The 14380-nt window shown below is 67.5% G+C and carries 11 protein-coding genes and 1 riboswitch; of the genes, 4 read left to right on the plus strand and 7 right to left on the minus strand.

The features are described from left to right. Positions 1 to 12 precede the first annotated feature (12 nt). A complete protein-coding gene (locus dqs_RS06000) occupies positions 13 to 753 on the plus strand; it encodes a flagellar motor protein (RefSeq protein WP_011764842.1) in 741 nt (246 codons plus the stop codon). Positions 754 to 809: 56 nt separating this feature from the next. Here the strand turns inward: dqs_RS06000 and dqs_RS06005 are convergent, their stop codons facing one another. Next, on the minus strand, positions 810 to 2432 hold the full coding sequence (locus dqs_RS06005) for a methyl-accepting chemotaxis protein (protein ID WP_050976101.1): 1623 nt from the start codon (positions 2430 to 2432) through the stop codon (positions 810 to 812). A gap of 221 nt (positions 2433 to 2653) precedes the next feature. Here dqs_RS06005 and motD point away from each other — a divergent pair, with 221 nt between their 5' ends. Then, positions 2654 to 3493, plus strand: coding sequence for a flagellar motor protein MotD (motD, locus tag dqs_RS06010; protein WP_011764844.1), 840 nt, complete (start codon positions 2654 to 2656; stop codon positions 3491 to 3493). A gap of 107 nt (positions 3494 to 3600) precedes the next feature. Continuing rightward, entirely contained in the window at positions 3601 to 4083 is a 483-nt protein-coding gene (locus tag dqs_RS06015) for a bacteriohemerythrin (RefSeq protein ID WP_011764845.1), read from the plus strand. A 120-nt stretch (positions 4084 to 4203) separates the two neighbouring features. On the opposite strand, the gene parC is transcribed toward dqs_RS06015, so the two are convergent. From parC to aceA, 6 genes are all read right to left on the minus strand, one after another. Beyond that, positions 4204 to 6609 carry a DNA topoisomerase IV subunit A gene (parC, locus tag dqs_RS06020; protein WP_065339933.1) on the minus strand — a complete coding sequence of 802 codons (2406 nt, stop codon included), beginning with the start codon at positions 6607 to 6609 and terminating at the stop codon, positions 4204 to 4206. A gap of 199 nt (positions 6610 to 6808) precedes the next feature. Continuing rightward, positions 6809 to 7324 carry a tetratricopeptide repeat protein gene (locus dqs_RS06025; RefSeq protein WP_065339934.1) on the minus strand — a complete coding sequence of 172 codons (516 nt, stop codon included), beginning with the start codon at positions 7322 to 7324 and terminating at the stop codon, positions 6809 to 6811. 77 nt (positions 7325 to 7401) lie between these two features. Then, a complete protein-coding gene (locus tag dqs_RS06030; protein WP_065339935.1) occupies positions 7402 to 8190 on the minus strand; it encodes a TIGR01458 family HAD-type hydrolase in 789 nt (262 codons plus the stop codon). Positions 8191 to 8283: 93 nt separating this feature from the next. Further along, entirely contained in the window at positions 8284 to 10257 is a 1974-nt protein-coding gene (locus dqs_RS06035) for a DNA topoisomerase IV subunit B (protein ID WP_011764849.1), read from the minus strand. 92 nt (positions 10258 to 10349) lie between these two features. Beyond that, a complete protein-coding gene (locus dqs_RS06040) occupies positions 10350 to 10964 on the minus strand; it encodes a trimeric intracellular cation channel family protein (RefSeq protein WP_011764850.1) in 615 nt (204 codons plus the stop codon). A gap of 266 nt (positions 10965 to 11230) precedes the next feature. After that, a riboswitch (glycine riboswitch) is annotated at positions 11231 to 11332 on the minus strand. A 196-nt stretch (positions 11333 to 11528) separates the two neighbouring features. Continuing rightward, positions 11529 to 12842, minus strand: a complete 1314-nt coding sequence (aceA, locus tag dqs_RS06045) for an isocitrate lyase (RefSeq protein WP_011764851.1) — start codon at positions 12840 to 12842, stop codon at positions 11529 to 11531. A gap of 491 nt (positions 12843 to 13333) precedes the next feature. Here aceA and dqs_RS06050 point away from each other — a divergent pair, with 491 nt between their 5' ends. Next, positions 13334 to 14374, plus strand: coding sequence for an AraC family transcriptional regulator (locus dqs_RS06050; protein ID WP_011764852.1), 1041 nt, complete (start codon positions 13334 to 13336; stop codon positions 14372 to 14374). Positions 14375 to 14380: the final 6 nt, after the last annotated feature.

Genomic DNA, 14380 nt, shown 5'->3' on the forward strand with positions numbered 1-14380 from the left:
GACTGAACCCGCATGGACAGCATCAGCCTCGTCGGACTCACCCTCGGTGTCGCCGCGATCCTCATCGGCCAGGCGATGGAGGGCGGCCATATCGCCTCGCTGCTGCAGCCGACCGCCTTCCTGATCGTCATCGGCGGCACCCTCGGCGCGGTGATGCTGCAAAGCCCGCTGCGCGTCTTCAAGGAGGGCATGCGGATGGCGAAGTGGGTGTTCATCACCCCGGCGACGAGCCACGCGCAGTTGATCCAGCAGGTCACAAACTGGAGCCATGTCGCGCGCAAGGAGGGTCTGCTCGCGCTCGAAGCGCAGATCCCGCGCCTGCCCGACCCCTTCATGCGCAAGGGCTTGCAGATGCTGGTCGATGGCGTGGAGCCGGGCCGCCTGCGTGAGGTGCTGGAGGTCGAAATCGGCGCGTGGGAGGCGCAGTTGCGCCAGTGTGCGCGAATCTGGGAAAGCGCCGGCGGCTACGCGCCGACGGTCGGCATCCTGGGCGCGGTGATGGGCCTCATCCATGTGATGGAGAACCTCTCCGACCCCGCCAAGCTCGGCTCCGGCATCGCGGTCGCCTTTGTCGCCACCATCTACGGCGTCGGTTCCGCCAACCTCATCTTCCTGCCGATCGCCAAGAAGCTGCTCGCCCACATCGGCACGCTGGTGGCGCAGCGCGAAATGTTCGTCGACGGCCTCGTCGGCATCGCCAATGGCGACAACCCCCGCATCATCGAAAGCCGCATGCAGGGCTACGTGGTCTGACGCGCCACCTTCGCCCCCTGGGGGCCGCCCCGCGGCAGCAGGGCGGTGCCTTGCACCTATAGCCGGAAGCTGTCGATCGACCCTTTCAGCTCGTCGGCCAGCCGATGCAGCCGGTCCGCGGTGTCCGCCATGCGACCGAGGGCGCCGTGGCTGTCTTCCACCATCTGAGCGATACGCTCCACCTGCTGCGCGATCTGCGTGCTCGCTGCGCTTTGCTCGCGTACCGCCTGGCTGATCTGTTCGACCTCTTCGGCCGCGCGGCTGGACGACTGGCTCGCCGCGCCGACCGCGGCGGAGGTGCCGGCCATGCTGTCGCGGCTGGATTCCAGCGCCTGCAGGCCGTGGTTCAAGGCCTGTTCCAGCGCGTGGGCCTGCTCGCCCAGCGTGGAGGTGATGGCGTCGATCGCGCTCGCGGAATGGCCCGACTTCTCGGCGAGCTTGCGCACCTCGTCCGCCACCACTGCGAAGCCGCGGCCCTGTTCGCCGGCGCGCGCCGCCTCGATCGCGGCGTTCAGCGCGAGCAGGTTGGTCTGGTCGGCGATCTCGCGCACCTGCTGGGTCATCGCGGTGATCTTCTCGGCGTTCTGGATGAAGGCGCGGGCGGTTTCGGTGACTGCGTTCATCACGCTGGTCGATTCATCCACCGAGGCGGCCAGCGCGGCCAGCCGCGCTTCGGCGGCGCGGGCCTCGTCGCGGCCCGAACGCGATAGCGCGCTGACGCGGCCGGCGTTGTCGCTGATCGCCTGGATCGAGGCGGTGACCTCGTCCAGCGTCGCGGCGGTCGAGGCCGCCACATCGGCGGTGCCGGCGGTGGCGTCGGCGACGCCGCGGGTTTCGTGCGCCATGCCGCCCGCGGCGTCATCCACCTGCTGGATCGAGCGTGCCACCTGCTGGATGAGCGCGCCGAGGTCGCGCCGGATGGATTCGGCGCTGGTAGCGATGCGGCCGATCTCGTCGCGCGTGTGGGCGACGATCGGGGCGCTGAAGTCGCCGCGCGCCAGCCGGTGCAGGCTGGCTTCCAGTTCTTCCGCCGGCCGCGTGACCTGCTGCCGCAGCAGCCACAGGAAAATGCCGAACGCGAGCGCGCAGGCCACCGCCATCAGCGCCACGCTGAGCGAGATCGCGCGCTGCGAGCTGCGCTGGATCGCGTCGGTCTGGTTGTCGATATGGCGCACCATCGCTTCGACCAGGCGGTCGAGCAACGCGTCGGAAGCGGCGTCGCTGTCGCGCACGTTCTGTTCAAGGTCGTAGATGTTGAAATCGACCTTGTAGTCGTTCAGGGCCTGCTGGTAGTGCGCGCCGAGCGCAAGGTGTTCGGCGCTGAACTGTTCGGCGAGCTGGCGTACTTCCGCGGCGTCCACGCCCTTGAGCGCGGCGACCTTGCCCTCCACCTGCTGTTCCAGCGTGCGGAAGGTTTTCCAGTGCGCTTCCTGCGCACCGGCGTCGGTGATCCGCAGCAGGGTGTTTTTCCACGCCAGCAACTGGTCGTAGTAATCCACCTTGCTCTCGAGCGTGGTGGCGCGCAGTTGCTGAAGCTCCGCCAGCCGGCCGCTCGTGAGGTCGTCGATGCTGCGGTATTGCAGGAAAAGGCCCACACCGGCTGCGAGCAGCACAAGCGCGGTGCCGCCACCGCAGATCAGCAGCAGCTTGTTGCGCACGCTGTTGAAGATGAAGTCCATGATGAATCCAGTCGGGGTGCGTGGTCTGCACTGTAACGACAGAGCGGACGCGGCCTTTAGAGGGAAAACCCCTAGCGGCGCGCGCCGGCGCCGCTAAAGGATGGCGCGCTTTTTCCGTAGAATGCCCCAACTGAACCCGCACGCCGCCTGGCCGCCACCCGCACCCGCGAGGCGGTCGCCCCGTCCGACCGCCGGGCGGGGACGCGGCCCCGGAGCCCCCGATGCCACGCCGCCGCAAACTTGAAGACGAGCACGAGAATCACGAGCGCTGGCTCGTGTCCTATGCCGACTTCATCACGCTGCTGTTCGCCTTCTTCGTCGTCATGTATTCGCTGTCGTCGATCAATGAGGGTAAGTACCGGGTGTTGTCCGATTCCCTGGTGCAGGCCTTTCGCAGCATCAACATCAACGAAAGCGGACAGCAGATCGTGCTGCCGCCGGTCAGCGTGATGTCGCCGGCCGCCCCGGCGCCCGCCGCCTCCACGCGTTCGCCGGAGGAAGAGGCGAAGCGCCAGCAGACCGCGCAGCGGATGCGCAATATGGCCGAGGAGATCCGGCGCGTGCTGGCGCCGCTGACGCAGGACGGGCAGGTCAGCATTTCCGAGGGCGCCTTCGGCATCGCGGTGGAAATCAACGCCAGCGTCCTGTTCGCCCCGGGCGAGGCCACGCTCGGTGCGCCCGCGGTGTCCGCGCTGCGGGCGGTCGCGCAGGTGCTGGCGGGAGCGGAGTTTCCGATCACTATCGAAGGTCATACCGACAACATTCCGATCAGCAATCTGCGCTTCCCGTCCAACTGGGAGCTGTCGGCGGTGCGTGCGTCGTCGGTGGTGCGGCTTTTCATCGAGTCCGGCGTGCGCGCCGAACGACTCACCGCCGCGGGTTACGCGGACCAGCGCCCGGTGGCCGGCAACGACACCGACGCGGGACGGGCGCGCAACCGCCGGGTCACGATCATGATCGAATCGCGGGTGGGCGAAATGGCGCCGGCCGCGCCCGGACGGATCGGCGCGGACGACCCCATCCGTTCCATCCTGCCCGACCAGGCGCCGCCCTCGCAGTAGGTCTTCCGGCATAGGGCGGACAACGCCGTTGACCGTGGTCAAGATCGCGCTGCGCGGCGGGTTACATACTCGCGCCATCGCAAAGACAACGGATGGTGGGGAAGCGCATGGCCGAACTGTTCGAATGGAACGACGACTACAACGTGGGCGTCGCCGACATCGACGAGCAACATCTTGAACTCGTCGCCCTGATCAACCAGTTGCACGACGCCATCCGCAGCCACAAGGCGTCCAAGCAGGTGCGGCGCACGCTCGACGAACTGGCGGAATACACCCGCACCCATTTCGCCATCGAAGAACGCCTGATGCGCGAATCGAACTATCCCGACTACGAGTCGCACCGCAGCTACCACGAGGCGCTGATCGACCAGATCCGCGCGCTGCAGGCCAAGCTCGATGGCGGCGAGGCGTCGATCACCTTCGAACTGCTGCACTTCCTGCGGACTTGGCTGATCCGCCATATCTGCGATGTCGACAAGCAGTTCGGCGCCTACTTCATCGCCCACGGTTCGCGGCCGGAGTGGATGGTGGAAGCGCATGCGGCGATGACGAGCCGGCGCTGGTGGCAGTTCTGGAAGGCGCGGGCCTGAACTCCAAGGCGAGGCAACGAGCTTGGCCTGAACGCCGCCAGGGCGGCAAGAAAAAACGGCGCGGGATGTTCTCCGCGCCGTTTTGTTATTGAAGCGGCGATCCGGCCGTTCTGGCCGCGCTCAGCGCATCCGTTCCGGCTTCACCTTCGGCGTCAGCGGCGCGCCCTTGCGCGCGCGGCGATGGCGCAGGCCCTCGCGCTGGGCGGGCTTCAGTTCCACCGTGGTGGTCTTGCCGCCGCGGCCGGCGCCCTCGATCGTCAGCACCGCGTCGTCCGCCGGCACCGCCACCGCCGACAGCGCCTCGCCCTCGTCCAGCGCCATCACGATGACGCCGCGGCCGCCGCTCTGGGTCTTCATCTCGGCACGCGGGAAGACCAGGATGCGGCCGTTCTCCGAGGCGGCGGCGATCCATTCGCCGAACACCTTGGCCGGCGCCAGCACCTTCTCGCCTTTCTCCAGCGCCATGAAGGCCTTGCCGGCGCGCTGGCGGCTGGTGGCGTCGGCCACCGAGCACAGGAAGCCGTAGCCGCCCGAATTGGCGAAGAACCAGTTGGTGGCGGGTTCGTCGCTGACCACCTGGGCCGGCTTGCCGCCGTCCTGGAATTCCACCAGCGTCGCGAGCGGAACGCCGTCGCCGCGCCCGCCCGGCAGGTCGGACACCTTGACGGTGTAGGCGCGGCCGTGGGTGTCGATCACGATCAGCGGCCAGGTGGTGCGCGTTTCCAGCAGCGCGAAGGCGAAGTCGCCGGCCTTGTAGCTGATCGCCGCCGCATCCAGGCCGTGGCCCTGGCGCGAGCGGATCCAGCCGTTCTTGGACAGGATCACGGTGACCGGCTCGTCGGCGACGCTGATCTCGGCGCTGGCGATCGGCGCCACGGTCTCGATCAGCGTGCGGCGGTCGTCGCCGTACTTCTTGGTGTCCTCGCCGATCTCCTTGAGGATCAGCCGCGTCATCGCGCTGCGGTTGTCCAGCACGTGCTGCAGGCCTTCGCGCTCTTCCTTCAGCTCGTTCAGTTCCTTCTCGATCTTGAAGCCTTCGAGGCGGGCGAGCTGGCGCAGGCGGATTTCGAGGATGTCCTCGGCCTGCACGTCGGACAGCCCGAAGGCCGCGATCAGCGCCGGCTTGGGTTCGTCCGATTCGCGGATCACGCGGATCACGTCCTCGATGTGCAGGAAGGCGATCATGCGGCCTTCGAGGATGTGGATGCGGCGATCGACTTCGTCCAGGCGATGGCGGGTGCGGCGCTCGACGGTGACGTAGCGGAAGTCGATCCACTCGCGCAGGATCTGCACCAGGTTCTTCTGCTGCGGCCGGCCGTCGCGGCCGATCATCGTCATGTTGACCGAAACGGAAGTCTCGAGGCTGGTGTGGGCGAGCAGCACCGCCATGAACTCGTCGCGGCTCTGGCGGCTGGACTTGGGCTCCAGCACGATGCGCACCGGCGCCTTGTCGCTGGATTCGTCGCGCACGGTGTCGAGCACGCCGAGCACCAGCTGCTTCAACTGCTTCTGTTCCTGACTGACTTCCTTCTTGCCGGCGCGCGGCTGCGGGTTGGTCAGGGTTTCGATCTCGGACAGCACCTGCGCGGCGGAAACGCCGTGCGGCAGCTCCTCGACGATTACCCGCCACTGGCCGCGGGCGAGTTCCTCGATGCGCCAGCGTGCGCGCATGCGCAGGCTGCCGCGGCCGCCTGCGTAGGCGTCGCGGATCGCCTCGGGCGAGGAGATCAGCTGGCCGCCGCCGGGGAAATCGGGGCCGGGCAGCAGCGGCAGGATGTCGTCCAGCCCGGCCTCGGGGTGGCGGATCAGATGGCAGGTCGCTTCGGCGACTTCGCGCAGGTTATGCGGCGGAATCTCGGTGGCCATGCCGACCGCGATGCCGGAGGCGCCGTTCAGCAGCACGAAGGGCAGGCGCGCGGGCAGCAGCTGCGGCTCTTCGAAGGCGCCGTCGTAGTTGGGGACGAAGTCCACCGTGCCGCGGTCGATCTCCGACAGCAGCAGTTCGGCGATCGGCGTCAGCCGGCATTCGGTGTAACGCATCGCTGCGGCGGAGTCGCCGTCGCGCGAGCCGAAGTTGCCCTGGCCGTCGACTAGCGGATAGCGCAGCGAGAAGTCCTGCGCCACCCGCACCATCGCGTCGTACACGCTGGAATCACCATGCGGGTGGTACTTGCCAATCACGTCGCCGACCACGCGCGCGGATTTCACGTGCTTGGCGGTGGCGTTGAGGCGCATCTCGTTCATCGCGTAGAGGATGCGGCGCTGCACCGGCTTCATGCCGTCTTCCACCTGCGGCAGGGCGCGCGACTTCACCACGCTCATCGCGTAGGCGAGGTAGGCGCGCTCGGCGTAGAGGTCGAGCGGCAGTGCGCCGTCGCTGCCGGGCATCAGCACCGGCGGCGCGGGCGGGGGCGGAGGCGTATCGGCGGGCGGGGCGGCTGCGGCCGCCGCGGTCGCCGCGGCGGGCTCGGGCGCCGCAGGCGCGGCGGCGTTTTCGCCGAACAGGTCGGGAGTGTCGTTGCTCATGGGGAGTCGGAACCGGATTGCAGAGGCTGGCGCGCGGGCGCGGCGGGAGCCGGCGGGCGCGCGGAAGGCGCCGATCTTACCCCGTTCGCGCGCCGTTCCGCGAGCGCACGCAGGGCCGCATGCCGTCGGAGATGCGACGCGCATGCCGGGCTTGTCGGCTTTGCCACCGCGCCGGGAGCGGTGGCATCAGCGGCGAAGCTCAGTCGGTTTCGGTCTCGGCGTCATCATCCACGTCGTCGAGCATCGCGGAGATCACCGAATGGCCGCAGCCGTCCTCGGGGTCGAGTTCCTTGAGCTTGGCGACGAGATTGCGCGAGATGTCGTTGTTGCCGCGGCGCAGTTCGATGAAGGCCATCGCCTTCAGGAACAGCAGCAGGAAGCGTTGCGGCACGGTGCGGCGCTTGTCGTCGCCCACCTCGGCCAGCGTCCAATCGCGCCAGTCCTGGTTGACGCGCGCCTGATGCGCGGCTTCGGCCAGGCCCTCCATCGCCACCGACAGGGCCTCGTCGAACTCGCGCTGCTGGTTCTGCAGCTTGAGCAGGCAGCGGTAGGCGGGCAGGGCGCCGGGCGAAATCTCGATGGCGTGGCGGAACAGCGCGCGGGCGCGCGGCGGGTCGCTGCGATGACAGCCGACGCCTTCCTGCAGCAGCGCATTGACGTGGGCCGGCAACGGGCCGAAATCGACGAGGTTTTCCTTGGGCGTGGGGCGGGCCATGGCGCAAAGTCCGGAAAGCTGATCCGCCCGGTAAAGCAAGGAGCATTCCGCCGGGGCAGCGTGGTTGGCGTTCCGCTTCAGCCGTGGGCGAGCAGGTGGTCCACCGCGGCGGAGAAGTCGTCGGCGACGAGATCGGGGCGCACCTGCGGGTGGGCGTCGTCACCCGCCCGGAACTTGCCGGTGCGGACCAGCACCGCGCGCAGCCCGGCGGCGCGCGCGGCGCCGACGTCGTCATGGAGGTCATCGCCGATCAGCACCGTGTCCTCCGGTTTCACGCCGAGTTCGGCGACTGCGTCGTGGAAGAAGCCCGGGGCCGGCTTGCCGACGATCTCGGCGCGGGTGCCGCTGCAGAACTCCAGCCCGGTCACGAAGGCGCCCATGTCCAGCGACAGGCCGTCCGCATCCATGAAGTAGCGGTTGCGCGCCATCGCGATCAGCGGATGGCCATCCATCAGCAGGCGGAACGCGGCGTTGAGCTGCGCGTAATCGAGGAAGGGGCCCATGTCGCCCATCACCACCGCGTCGGGGCGCTCGGCGTCGGGGCCGACTTCGTCGCGCAAGTCGGGATGAACCAGGTAGCGCGGATGCAGCCCGCGGCGCCGCACCAGGTTGAGGGCGGCGTGGGCGGCGGTCTGGATTTCATCGGCCTGCAGCGTGAAGCCCATCGCGCGCAACCGGGCGGCGATCGGCTCGCGCGGCATGCGCGTGCTGTTGGTCAGAAAGCGCAGCGGCAGGCCGGCCGCGCGCAGGCGCTGCAGCGCGGCCACCGAGCCCGGGATGGCGGAGGTCCCCACGTAGAGCACGCCGGCGAGGTCGATCAGTACCGCGCGCGGGCTACGAGGGGAAAGCGGCGTGGGGTCCGTCATGGCAGGCGGCCGAGGGCGAGGGGCTGCTGCCGTTATAGGAAAGCGCCCGATCGCCGGCAAGCGCCGCCCTGTGGCGGCGCGTGACCGCGCCGGTCAGACGTCGGCTTCGACGGTATCGCCCTTTTCTTCCATCCACGCGCGCCGGCCGGACGCTTCGCCCTTGCCCATCAGCAGCGTGAACATCTTCAGCGTCTGCTCGATGGCTTCCGCGCGCACCTGCACCGGCAGCACGCGGCGGGTGGCGGGGTCCATGGTGGTTTCGCGCAGCTGGTCGGGGTTCATCTCGCCCAGGCCCTTGAAGCGGCCGATCTCGATCGCGTCCGGCTTGAAGCCTTCCTGCGCGAGGCGGTCGCGGATCGCTGCGAGTTCGCCGTCGTCCAGCGCATAGAGGCGGCGCGCCGGGCGCTTCTTGCCCTGCGCCGGCACGTCCACCCGGTACAGCGGCGGCTGCGCGACGTAGATGTGGCCGTTCTCGATGAGTTTGGGGAAATGGCGGAAGAACAGCGTGAGCAGCAGGGTCTGGATGTGCGAGCCGTCGACGTCGGCGTCGGACATGATGACGATCTTGCCGTAGCGCAGGCCGGAGAGGTCCGGGCTGCTGTCGGCGCGGTGGGCATCGACACCGAGCGCCACCGCGATGTCGTGGATCTCGGCGTTGGCGAGCAGGCGGTCGGGGTCGATCTCCCAGGCGTTCTGCACCTTGCCGCGCAGCGGCAGGATGGCCTGGGTCTCCTTGTTGCGCGCCATCTTGGCGGAGCCGCCGGCGGAGTCGCCCTCGACCAGGAAGAGCTCGTTCTCGGCGATGTCCTCGGATTCGCAGTCGGACAGCTTGCCGGGCAGCACCGCGACGCCGGAGGTCTTTTTCTTCTCGACCTTCTGCGCGTTCTTCTGCCGCGCCAGCGCCTGCTTGATCGACAGTTCGGCGATGGCCTTGCCGGCCTCGACGTGGTTGTTGAGCCAGATTTCGAACGGGTCGCGCAACTGGGTGGAAACCAGCTTCACCGCCTCGCGCGAGTTGAGTTTTTCCTTCACCTGCCCCTGGAACTGGGGATCGAGCAGGCGGGCCGAGAGCAGGAAGCTCATGCGGCCGCAGACGTCTTCCTGCTGCAGCTTGACGCCGCGCGGCAGCAGCGTGTGGTGCTCGATGAAGGACTTCACCGCCTCGAACACGCCGGCGCGCAGGCCGGACTCGTGGGTGCCGCCATTCACCGTGGGAATCAGGTTCACATAGGATTCGCTCGGCACCGCCGATTCGAACCAGGCCAGCGCCCAGGCCGCGCCTTCGCCGGGGGCGAAGCTGGCGTCGTCCTTGCCGGCGTACTTTTCGGCGGTGAAGATCGGCGCCACGGGCTCGACGTCTCCGGCAAGCTCCTTGAGGTAGCCGGCGAGGCCTTCCGGGTAGCTCCAGGTCTTGGTCAGCGCCGGACCGGCCGCCTGCTCGATATCCAGCCGGACCGACACGCCGGACAGCAGCACGGCCTTGCTGCGCAGCAGGCGTTCGAGTTCGTTCATCGGCACGCGCGGCGCCTCGAAGTACTTCGGATCGGGCCAGACCCGCACCCGGGTGCCGGTCTGGCGGCCGCAATCGCCTTCGATGCGCACCGCACCGATGTTCTCGCCGCCGTCGCTGAAGTCGATGCGGTGGATCTTGCCGTCGCGCTTGACCTCGACCTCGACACGGGTGGAGAGCGCATTCGTCACCGCCACACCGACGCCGTGCAGGCCGCCGGAGAAGGCGTAGGCGCCGTTGCCTTCGCGCTTGTCGAACTTGCCGCCGGCGTGCAGCCGGGTGTAGGCGAGCACCACCACCGGCACCCCTTCCTCGGGATGCAGGCCGACCGGAATGCCGCGGCCGTCGTCGGCCACGGTGACCGAGCCGTCGAGGTGCAGGGTGACGTGGATCTTCTTCGCGAAGCCGCCGAGCGCCTCGTCGGCGGCGTTGTCGATCACCTCCTGGATGATGTGCGCCGGCGAGTCGGTGCGGGTGTACATGCCGGGGCGCTCGCGCACCGGCTCCAGTCCCTTGAGGACGCGGAAGGAGGATTCGTCGTAGGTCTTGCTCGTCATGTGGTGCCTGGTGCAGCCGGGTTCGGATCGGGCGCAAGGATAGCAGGCGGACGGGGTTTGCTCCTCCCTCTCGGAGGAGAGGGCGCAGGTCCTTACTCCCAGCGCTCCCGGTACGAAAACGTCGGCAGCCGCCAGCCGCGCCAGATGGCCAGCAGCCGCAGCGTGAGGCCGGCGGCGAAGCTCGCGGCGATGTTGATCTGCTCGGGCACGGCGAAGTGGTGCAGCGCGAGGTAGAGCGCGCACACCGCGAGCGACACGCTGGCGTACAACTCGTGGCGGAACACCACCGGCACCTGGTTGCACAGCACGTCGCGCAGGATGCCGCCGAAGATGCCGGTGATCATGCCGGACATGATCACCACCGGCGTGGCGTAGCCCATCTCCAGCGCGACGCCGCAGCCGATCAGCGAGAAGGCGATCAGGCCCATTGCGTCGAGCACCAGGAACACGGTCTTCAGATGGTGCATGTAGCGCGCCACCAGCGTGGTGAGCAGGCCGGCGGAGATCACCAGATAGACGTACTCCGGATGTTGCGTCCAGCCAATCGGGAAGTGGCCGAGAATCATGTCGCGGATGGTGCCGCCGCCGAGCGCGGTGACGAAGGCGATGACCGCGACGCCGAAGATGTCCATGCTGCGGCGGCCCGCGGCGAGCGCGCCGGACATCGCTTCGGCGGTGATCGCGATGAGGTAGATGGTGGTCAGCATGAGGCCACTCCCCGCAGGATGGGCGCGGCGGCGCGGGAACATGGGCGGGAACTGCCGACCGGGCGGCAAAGGGATGAACACATGACAGGGCTTCCTCGAAAAGGCCGGGCGCAGCCAGGTCGGCCGCAGCTGCGGCAGCCTGTTGCGCTGTTATGCCTCTCCCCCTGTCCTGTTACCTGAGAGTTTCAGCGCCCTTGCGGCGCCTGCCCCTTCGGTGGATCGCAGACGCTGAGGGTTCAGCGCCCGATCGCTCTCCAGACGGCTAACGGTTTCTCGCGGTTCGGTGTGCCTGAGCGATTATGGGAGTTTGCGCCTTCGGCGGAGGCCGGCGCGCTGGGCGCAGGGCCTCGCTCTCCCGCGAGATCGACGGATTATCCGGGGCGGACGTGGGCTGGTCAAACCGGTCCGACCAGTGCGCGTGCGGACCATGCGGCTGCGTGGGCGGCAGCACTGTTGCGACCCGGCGGCCGGACGCAAAAAAGCCCTCGCCAGTGAAGGCGAGGGCCGAAAGGACTGGAGCGCGGGGAGGCGCTCCAATTGCCGCAAATTGTTGTGCTGCGTGTCTTAGTGGAACTGCTCTTCTTCGGTCGAACCGGTCAGCGCCTTCACCGAGGACGAACCGCCCTGGATCACGGTGGTGACGTCGTCGAAGTAGCCGGCGCCCACTTCCTGCTGGTGCGACACGAAGGTGTAGCCCTGTTCGCGAGCGGCGAATTCCGGCTCCTGAACCATTTCCACGTAGTGCTTCATGCCTTCGCCACGAGCGTAGGCGTGGGCGAACTTGAAGGTGTTGTACCAATTGACGTGGATGCCGGCCAGGGTGATGAACTGGTACTTGTAGCCCAGAGCGGACAGCTCGTCCTGGAACTTGGCGATGGTGGCGTCGTCGAGGTTCTTCTTCCAGTTGAAGGACGGCGAGCAGTTGTAGGACAGCAGCTTGCCCGGGCAGGCGGCATGCACGGCCTGCGCGAATTCACGGGCGAAGCCGAGGTCCGGCGTGCCGGTTTCGCACCACACCAGGTCGGCGTACGGGGCGTAGGCGACACCGCGGGAGATGGCCTGTTCCAGACCGTTCTTGACGCGGTAGAAGCCTTCTTGCGTGCGCTCGCCGGTCAGGAAGGGCTTGTCGTTGGCGTCGTGGTCGGAGGTGATCAGGTTGGCGGCTTCCGCGTCGGTACGGGCCAGGATCAGGGTGGAGACACCCATCACGTCGGCGGCGAAACGGGCCGAGATCAGCTTCTCGATCGCTTCCTGGGTCGGCACCAGCACCTTGCCGCCCATGTGGCCACACTTCTTCACGGCGGCCAGCTGGTCTTCGAAGTGCACCCCGGCGGCGCCGGCGGCGATCATGTTCTTCATCAGTTCGAAGGCGTTCAGCACGCCGCCGAAACCGGCTTCAGCGTCCGCCACGATGGGCAGGAAGTAGTCGATGAATTCCTTGGAGCCCGGCTCGATGCCACGCGACCACTGGATTTCGTCAGCGCGCTTGAAGGTGTTGTTGATGCGGCGAACCATGGTCGGCACCGAGTCGTAGGCGTACAGCGACTGGTCCGGGTACATGGTTTCGGAGGTGTTGCCGTCGGCGGCGACCTGCCAGCCGGACAGATACACGGCCTCGAGGCCGGCCTTGGCCTGCTGCATCGCCTGACCGGCGGTGATCGCGCCGAAGGCGTTCACATAGCCCTTCTTGGCGCCGCCGTTGACCTTGGCCCACAGGGTTTCCGCGCCGCGCTTGGCCAGCGTGTATTCGATCGGCAGGGAGCCACGCAGGCGCACCACGTCGGCGGCGGAGTAGCCGCGCTTGATGCCTTTCCAACGGGGGTTTTCGGCCCAATCCTTTTCCAGGGCGGCGATTTGCTGTTCGCGGGTCAGGGTCATGATGCGTCCTTTTGAGAAGTGGCTATTCGGTTTCAACCTGCGTCGCCGGGTGGTGAGCCCCGGCGACCTTCGACTGCACTGCCGACATCGCTTCGAGGGAGAAAGCTGCGTCGGTTGAAGGGCAGTATAGGGACCATCCTGCGTAGCAGCAATATGTCTTATATAAGATATAAGAAAAAATTTTCTTCCGTAAAATCATCGTTTTGAAAAAGTCGTTCCACGATACAAAATGCAAATCAGCGTTGTGAAACGAAAAGTGGGGTACGGGCTGTTGCGCCGCACAGGTCAGGGGCCGGCGGCGTTCCTGGAATAGGTCCAAAGGTGGATGGTGCGGTGCTTGCTTGGAAAGGCGGCGTGGTCTTTCCGGGTCGCTAAATCGATTGCGGAAGGAAGGTATAGAAGTGTAAGTTTTACTTATAAATAAATAAGCGCACCTTTTGCCTCGCGGTAGAACCGCCGCGCGGAAAGGGCGTAGCCACAGAGAGGCGCACATGCATCCTTCGGCGAACCTGGACCTGTCCAAGGTCTATCGCAACTGCGTGTTCCAGTCCCGCTCGGCGGTGACTTCACATGCCCAGCTCAGCCGGGAGCTTTCGGAGCACGATCTGGAATGGCGGCGCGGCAGCGTCGATACCGCGCTGTTCCGCGCCGACGTCAATCGCATGAGCCTGCTGGCGCTGCGCTACGGTGCCGAGGTAGAGGTGCGGCCCGAACCGTTCAAGGACTTCGCGCTGGTGCAGATGCCCCTTCGTGGTGCGGCGGAGATCGAATGCGACGGGGTGCGGCTCACGGTGGCGCAGGGCGAAGCCGCGGTGGTGGCGCCGCGCCGGCAGATCCGTCTGGTGTGGCAGCCTGGCTGCGAGCAGCTGCTGCTGAAGGTGCCGTTCGAGCTGCTGCGACAGGTGTCCTGCCATACCTGTATACGTAGCCGCTGCCCGGACGACGCGAGTGATTGCGGCGTCGGCCTGGAACCTGCCTTCGTGATCGAGCGCGGGTTCAACCTGCAGTGGCGCGCGCTGGTGCAGCAACTGCTGAACCTGCTGCCCGCGCCGGGCGAAGCCGGCCTGCACCCCGGCTGGCTCAATCAGTTCGAGCAGACGGTGGCCTTGTTCCTGCTCGCGCATCAGCCTGCTGCCGTCGGGCGCGACCTGGACGACGACGCGGGGCCGGCCGAGGCGGTGATCGAGTTGACGGCATCGTCGCGGCTGGCCGAGCGCAAGCTGGACGCGGTGGAGGACTACATGCGCAGCCGGCTGTTCGCGCCGATTTCGCTCGCCGACCTTGCCAAGGCGGCCGGCGTCAGTGCGCGCACGCTCAACATCCTGTGTCACCGCTACCGTGGCGTGGCGCCAATGGTGCTGCTGCGGCATGTAAGGCTGGATGCGGCGCGCGCACGCCTGCTGGCCGACCCCTTCGCCAGCGTCACCGAGGTCGCGCTCGAATACGGCTTCGGCCACCTCGGCCGCTTCTCCGCCTACTACCGCGAACGCTTCGGCGAACTGCCGCGCGACACCGGCGCGGCGCGCCACTGAGCCGGG

Origin of the sequence: Azoarcus olearius (genome assembly GCF_001682385.1) — a bacterium.
Classification (GTDB): Bacteria; Pseudomonadota; Gammaproteobacteria; order Burkholderiales; family Rhodocyclaceae; genus Azoarcus; species Azoarcus olearius.